Raw genomic sequence first — 6,640 nt, 5'->3', positions numbered from 1 at the left:
GCCTTAGCGGCAACGCATCCTGGATGGCCGGCGGCATGCTGGCGCCCTGGTGCGAGCGTGAAAGCGCGGAGCAGCCGGTGCTGGATCTCGGACGCGACGCTGCCGACTGGTGGGATTCGGTGCTGTCGGGTCGGGTGACGCGCGCCGGAACACTGGTCGTGGCGGCGCCGCGCGATACTGGCGAACTCGACCGGTTCGCCAGCCGTACGTCGGGCCATCGGCGTGTCGATGAAGACGAGATTGCGCTCCTGGAACCCGACCTCGCCGGTCGCTTTCGCCGCGGATTGCTCTTCCCCGATGAGGCTCATCTCGACCCGCGCCAGGCGATGGCGGCACTTCATGACAGACTGGCGGCGACGGGTGTCGAATTCCACTTCGGCACCAACGCCCGGCATGTATCCGGTTTCGATCGCCAGATCGATTGCACGGGAATGGCCGCCGTCGATGACAGGCTGCGCGGCGTTCGCGGAGAAATGCTGATCCTGCGCACGCCCGATGTCTCGCTGTCGCGCGCGGTCAGGCTGCTGCATCCGCGCTTTCCGCTCTACGTGGTGCCGCGTGCCGACACGCAGTTCATGATCGGCGCGACGATGGTTGAAAGCCAGTCCGCCGGACCGGTCACGGCGCGTTCCATGATGGAGCTTCTGGGTGCTGCCTATGCCCTCCATCCGGCCTTTGGCGAGGCCGAGATCGTTGAAACCGGTGTTGGCGTTCGTCCGGCCTTTCCCGACAACCTGCCGCGCGTCGAGGCACGTGGAACTACCGTCACGATCAATGGACTCTATCGCCATGGTTTTCTTCTCGCGCCCGCCATGGCGCGTCAGGCGGCCGAACTCGTCTTCAGTCACGACAAACCCCCTGGAGCCCGCCAATGAAACTGATCGTCAACGGCCAAGCGCTTGAGATTGACGCCTCAACGCTGGCCGAACTACTTGCCGCGCTCGACTATGAAGGCGATTGGCTGGCGACGGCCGTCAACAGCGACCTCGTACACAAAGTTAATCGGGCCGAGTTCCAGTTGAGCGACGGCGACCGGATTGAAATCCTATCACCCATGCAGGGAGGCTAGCATGTTCGAGCTTCTCGGGACGACGCTTCCCTCTCGGCTGTTTCTCGGCACGGCTCAATATCCATCGCCCGCCATCCTTGCCGATGCGGTCCAGGCATCGGGCACCTCGGTGGTGACCGTGTCCCTGCGGCGTGAGATGGCCGGCGGCAGGGACGGCGAAAAGTTCTGGTCATTGATCCGCTCGCTTGGCACAAGAATCCTGCCCAACACGGCCGGCTGCCACTCCGTCAAGGAAGCGGTCACCACCGCGAAAATGGCGCGCGAGGTGTTCGGGACGAGCTGGATCAAGCTCGAAGTGATCGGCAACCATGACACTCTGCAGCCTGATGTGTTCGGCCTGGTCGAAGCTGCGCGCATCCTGTGCGACGACGGCTTTTCGGTATTTCCCTATACCACCGACGACCTTGTCGCCGCCGAGCGGCTGCTGGAGGCGGGCTGCATGGTCCTGATGCCGTGGTGCGCGCCGATTGGTTCGGCGCTCGGGCCGGTCAACATCCCGGCGCTGCGCTCGATGCGCGCACATTTCCCTGGCGTCCCGCTGATCGTGGATGCGGGGCTCGGCCGACCGTCGCACGCGGCCACCGTCATGGAGCTCGGCTTTGACGCCGTGCTCCTGAATACGGCGGTCGCCAGGGCAGCCGATCCAGTCGGCATGGCGCGCGCATTCGGCAAGGCAGTCGATGCCGGCCGTGAAGCCTTCCTGTCCGGGATGCTCGAACCGCGCGACGTCGCGGTGCCATCGACGCCGACCATCGGCAGAGCAGTTTTTTCATGAAGCTCGATCCCTTCTACCTGATCGTCGACAGCGCTGCCTGGATCGAACGATTGGCGCCGCTCGGCGTGAAGCTGGTTCAGCTTCGCATCAAAAGCATGAATGAGACCGGGTTGCGCGCGGAGATCCGCAAGTCGAAGGGCTTGTGTGCCCAACACAAATGCCAGCTCATCGTCAACGATCATTGGCGCCTGGCAATCGAGGAAGGCTGCGATTTCGTGCATCTCGGCCAGGAGGATCTGCAAACCGCCGACCTCTCGAGGATACGGGCAGCCGGCGTGAGGCTTGGATTGAGCACGCATGATCGTGTCGAGCTGGAAACGGCCATCTTTGCCGAGCCCGACTATGTTGCGCTCGGTCCGATCTATCCCACCATCCTGAAGAAGATGAAGTGGATGCCGCAAGGGCTAGAGCGGATCAGCGAGTGGAACCGGCGAGTGGCGCCGATCCCATTGGTCGCTATTGGCGGCCTCAACCCTGACCGCCTCAACGGCGTCTTTGAGGCCGGCGCCAACAGCGCGGCAGTGGTCACGGACATCACGTTGAGCTCCGATCCCGAAACGCGCACGCGAGAGTGGATCGAAAAGACGGACCGATGGCGATGAGACGAGAACCGCATGTGCTTGTCATAGGCGGATCGGATTCCAGCGGGGGTGCTGGAATAGCACGCGACATCGAGACGATCTCTGCCATTGGCGTGCGCACCTGTCTCGCCGTCACAGCGCTGACGGTGCAAACGCACGACATCGTAATGGAAATCCATCATTCGCCACCCAGCTTGGTGGCCGATCAGATGTGTGCCGCGCTGCAGGCCAACGAAGTGGCCACGATCAAGATCGGCATGCTCGGAACAGCCGAGACCATCGTTACCGTTGCGGCGGTGCTGCGTGAAAATCCGCAAGTGCCGGCAGTTCTCGACCCTGTGCTGGCCTCCACTTCAGGCCGCGCACTTCTGGAAGCAGGCGCTATCGCTGCCATGAAGCGCGATCTGATGCCGCTTTGCTGCATTGTCACGCCCAACCTCCCTGAACTGGCGCTCCTTACTGGCTCCGAACTGGCGGTGGATGAGGACGGAGTGCTCCAACAAGGACAAAGATTGCTGGCCGCCGGCCCTCAAGCCCTGCTGATCAAGGGCGGGCATGCGTCGGGACCCCGATCGACCGATATTCTGTTACGCTCCGGTCATGAACCCACCCGCTTCGAAGCACCGCGCGTTGCCACAACGATGCGCGGAACAGGTTGCATGCTGGCCAGCGCGATTGCGGCGCATCTGGCGAAGGCGAAGCCGCTCGAAGACAGCGTGAGCGAAGGCAAGCGGCTTGTTTTCGAGAGGCTGCAAGAAAGCAGCCACGTGACAGCGGCTCACTCCAATGTGCACCAGGATTCGGTTGACCTAGTCAGTATCCCTGGGCGTTACCGAGGTGGGCGTGTGGGGTGATCACCTTCAACCGAGCGCTGTCGATCTCGTTTTCAGATTGACAGGTTTGCCCCCTGCCCCGGCGACCTCGGCGATCGTGGCAAGCCGGCGAAGCATATCTGCTGTATACCAGAACACTTCAACGCCACTGCTCTCCGGTGATCATGGAGGTTACGTGAACTACTATCATTCGGATCTTTCTGGTGGAGGAAGTCCTCGTCGGCGACGGCATGGTCGTCATCCAGCGACGCCATCTTGTCCCACCCACCCTTCCGGGTGGAATGGCACCGACGCCGCAGATTGTTCAGTGCCGCTCCTCCACCTCAAACTTATCTTTTGCGTTCAGGGAGCCACGGCGCCTGGGTTGGCTGATGAACACCGTCCGTTCGCGCATGTGGGGTCGAATTAAATCTCGGCGAAGAGGAGGCAGGCTCATCATCCAACAGTCGCCGGAGTTCCGCTGGGTCGAATGCCGCCATTGGTGGGGAGGCGGGTTCATCATTCAACAGCTGCCGGAATTCCGCTGGGTCGAACGCCATCATTGGTGGGGAGGCAGGCTCATCATTCAACAGTCGCCGGAGTTCCGCTGGGTCGAATGCCGTCATTGGTGGGGAGGCGGGTTCATCATTCAACAGCTGCCGGAATTCCACTGGGTCGAACGCCATCATTGGTGGGGACGCAGGCTCATCATCCAACAGTCGCCGGAGTTCCGCTGGGTCGAATGCCATCATTGGTGGGGAGGCGGGTTCATCATACAACAGCTGCCGGAGTTCCGCTGGGTCGAATGCCATCATTGGTGGGGAAGCGGGTTCGCCATTCAACAGCCGCAGAGACTCCTCCTCGTGCGGCAAGCGCCCGCTCAGCCGGTCTTGCAGCGCCTGCCGATCGGCGACGAGGTTGTCGAGTTGCATCGGCTCGTGGTCCGGCCGCTGCCCATCCACCAATCGTCCAAGCAGAGCCCGCGTGCCGTCCAGCACAAACACGCCGCAATCATTATCGTTCGGCTGTCGGGGCATGCGGGCTGGCGCCAAGGTTGCGTTCAGAAGTGTTGCGAGCCGTTTTGCAGGCACGCTGTTGTATCCCTCTGACTGGCGGGAGTCGTAGTGATAGGCGACCCGCCTTTCTGGGTTGCGGCGATCAACAAGCAGCAGCGACCAATGGGTGCCGGTGATAGTAGGCGTGCCATTGTTCAATGGAACGAACAGGAAGTCGGCTGGGGCGTCATTTCGGCTATAAATGGACTGCAATATGACTCGCGCGTTTTGCGGCTCGGTGTGACGCAGTAGATGCGATACCGACGGGTCCACCAGCCGTGTCCGGGCGGCGAGCGCCGGATCTATCGCCTGCAGCTGCTCCCCCAGCAAATGGTAATCCCTCTGGATATGGGCGTCACTCAGCCACTCGTCGGCCCAGAGCACCGACCCGTTGGGGACATTGGACGAGGCTGTCGGATTCAACGCCCCGATCTGGGCATCGGAGGAGGTGGTGGTTAGCCCAGTCAGATCAACCACTGGAAGACCGCGGTAGGTGACTGCCAGCCTGGCGGTTGATCGCGAGGCAGGTTCGGAAACCGTTGCCGGTGCCGCTGCCGCAGCTTCACTCATCGGCGAAAGCCGACCGCGATTGATGAGACGAACGCCGATCCCGCTAGTCTCCGCTTGCAGGCTTGGGATGTATTCGGACTCTCTCTCCCGCACGACGGGCTGCCCTTCCAATGGCAATGCGCCCACCTGGTAGGTGGAGGGCTGCATCGGCATGCGACCGCCTGAATTGCCGATCTCGCTCAGCTGCTGCTGAATGGCGACGGCTGGCGGCGTATTCAGGGTCCTCTGCCGCTTCGCTGGCCTCAACAGCGCTGTGGAATGTTCATTGTTGATGATGAGCCACTCGGTCGGCAGGAGGTTGCCCCTGTCAACCGCGCCAGGCGAGCGCCGAATCTGCTGTTCGCTGATCGCTAACAACGGCCGGGCGGCAGCCTGAACCCCAGCCTGCCGAGAGCCGGCTGCTCCGAAAGCACCCGCCCCGTTGCTGTTGAGGTTATCCCGTCCCGTGGGCAACTTCCCTGGAGCGATGAAAAATGACGCGGCTGGTTGATTATCCTGCTGTCCCTGAAGCTCCTTTGGCCAACTGCCAGCTTCCTGCGACGCGCTGTGCTGCGCAATCGCCTCGCCGACCCGCCTCGGCTCCATCAGTGCCGCGTCCCCGGAATCAGGAACGGGAGGAATATGGCGCTCGAGCTCCATCGCTTTAGCGCCGGCGTGCGATTTTCGGAGATAGGCCAGCGCGTAACCGATGATCTGATAACCACCGGCGTGCTCCTTATAGCCCTCGACATCTCCATCCAACGCCGCGTCAGAAAGCCGACCAGAAATGCCATTCTTGTTGTTTTGACGCAGGTAGTCACTGAAGCTCCTAAGAGCAGTTGCAGTCCTCCTGCCGGTTTCTGTCGGGACTTCGTTTCTATACTCTTTGATGAGAGCCGCGTCCTGAGGATACGGAGCCAACTTGGCTGCGATCGGCACGACGCCTCCGCCGGCGTGCGATTTTCGGAGACAAGCCAGTGCATAACCAATGATCTGATTACCACCGGCGTTCTTCTTATAGCCCGCGACATCTCTATCCAACGCCGCGTCAGAAAGCCGGCCAGAAATGCCATTCTTGTTGTTTTGACGCAGGTAGTCACTGAAGCTCCTAAGAGCAGTTGCAATCCTCCTGCCGGTTTCTGTCGGGGCTTCGTTTCTATACTCTTCGATGAGAGCCGCGTCCTGGGGATACGGAGTCAACTCAGCGCGGCCTGCGATCGGCACGATTCCGCCCGTCGACTGCGACGTCCGAAGATGACCTATTGCCGTAAGCAGCCTCGAGGGATCACCCTTTCCGATGAACTCGCGCGCATCATCGGTCAGCGATTGCTTGTCGAGCCGACCCTTAATAGGATCTTTGTTGTTTGCGAACAGCCACTGGCCAAAGCTGAGAAGAATACTTACATTGTTCTTGGCAGCGTGCTCGGAGGCGTTGCCCTTAATGAGGGCCTCTTCAAGGCTGAGGATAAAGTCTTCATCCCTGAAATGAAGAGGGCGCTTGCTGAGCCTTCTCAGAAATTTACTTGACTGAGCCGGCTGCGGCCCCGAGCCGGCCGGCATTGCTCCACCACCTCCACCTGAATTGGCCATCTCGCTCAGTTGCCGCTCAAACGCCGCCGCACCTGCGGACGGAGCCGCACGTGAGCTATCTTGCAGGCCGGCCCTGTTCGATTGTCCGTGCACCCGCGTGAAATCCATCCGTTCTCACTTTCAGCAATATAAGCCGTTTGAAGCTGGGCTTGGATCTGACACAGGAGGCTGTCGAGAACCTGACGACAACGTGCTCGCCAAGATCTGTT

5 protein-coding genes and 1 pseudogene are annotated in these 6,640 nt (G+C 61.2%); 5 read left to right on the top strand and 1 reads right to left on the bottom strand.

Annotation, left to right across the window (positions count from 1 at the left end; genetic code table 11):
- The 5 genes and pseudogenes from BQ8482_RS19300 to BQ8482_RS19280 form a co-directional block, all read left to right on the top strand.
- Positions 1 to 903, top strand: a pseudogene (locus BQ8482_RS19300) (FAD-dependent oxidoreductase); the annotation flags it as partial.
- Positions 872 to 1,069, top strand: a complete 198-nt coding sequence (thiS, locus tag BQ8482_RS19295) for a sulfur carrier protein ThiS (protein ID WP_077376284.1) — start codon at positions 872 to 874, stop codon at positions 1,067 to 1,069. The pseudogene BQ8482_RS19300 and the gene thiS, both read left to right, overlap by 32 nt.
- 1 nt (position 1,070) lies before the next feature.
- Positions 1,071 to 1,844 carry a thiazole synthase gene (locus BQ8482_RS19290; RefSeq protein WP_123149087.1) on the top strand — a complete coding sequence of 258 codons (774 nt, stop codon included), beginning with the start codon at positions 1,071 to 1,073 and terminating at the stop codon, positions 1,842 to 1,844.
- Positions 1,841 to 2,446 carry a thiamine phosphate synthase gene (locus BQ8482_RS19285; RefSeq protein ID WP_123149086.1) on the top strand — a complete coding sequence of 202 codons (606 nt, stop codon included), beginning with the start codon at positions 1,841 to 1,843 and terminating at the stop codon, positions 2,444 to 2,446. Before BQ8482_RS19290 ends, BQ8482_RS19285 begins: the two co-directional genes overlap by 4 nt.
- On the top strand, positions 2,437 to 3,279 hold the full coding sequence (locus BQ8482_RS19280) for a hydroxymethylpyrimidine/phosphomethylpyrimidine kinase (protein WP_244602889.1): 843 nt from the start codon (positions 2,437 to 2,439) through the stop codon (positions 3,277 to 3,279). Before BQ8482_RS19285 ends, BQ8482_RS19280 begins: the two co-directional genes overlap by 10 nt.
- 308 nt (positions 3,280 to 3,587) lie before the next feature.
- Here the strand turns inward: BQ8482_RS19280 and BQ8482_RS19275 are convergent, their stop codons facing one another.
- The gene (locus tag BQ8482_RS19275; protein ID WP_123149085.1) at positions 3,588 to 6,539 is read right to left on the bottom strand and encodes a Ulp1 family isopeptidase; all 2,952 of its coding nucleotides are present in this window, start codon (positions 6,537 to 6,539) and stop codon (positions 3,588 to 3,590) included.
- Positions 6,540 to 6,640 lie beyond the last annotated feature (101 nt).

The sequence above is a fragment of the Mesorhizobium delmotii genome (genome assembly GCF_900149755.1).
Classification (GTDB): Bacteria; Pseudomonadota; Alphaproteobacteria; order Rhizobiales; family Rhizobiaceae; genus Mesorhizobium; species Mesorhizobium delmotii.
The sequence above is the reverse complement of the archived record's forward strand: the minus strand, read 5'-3'. Positions and strand labels throughout refer to the sequence as shown.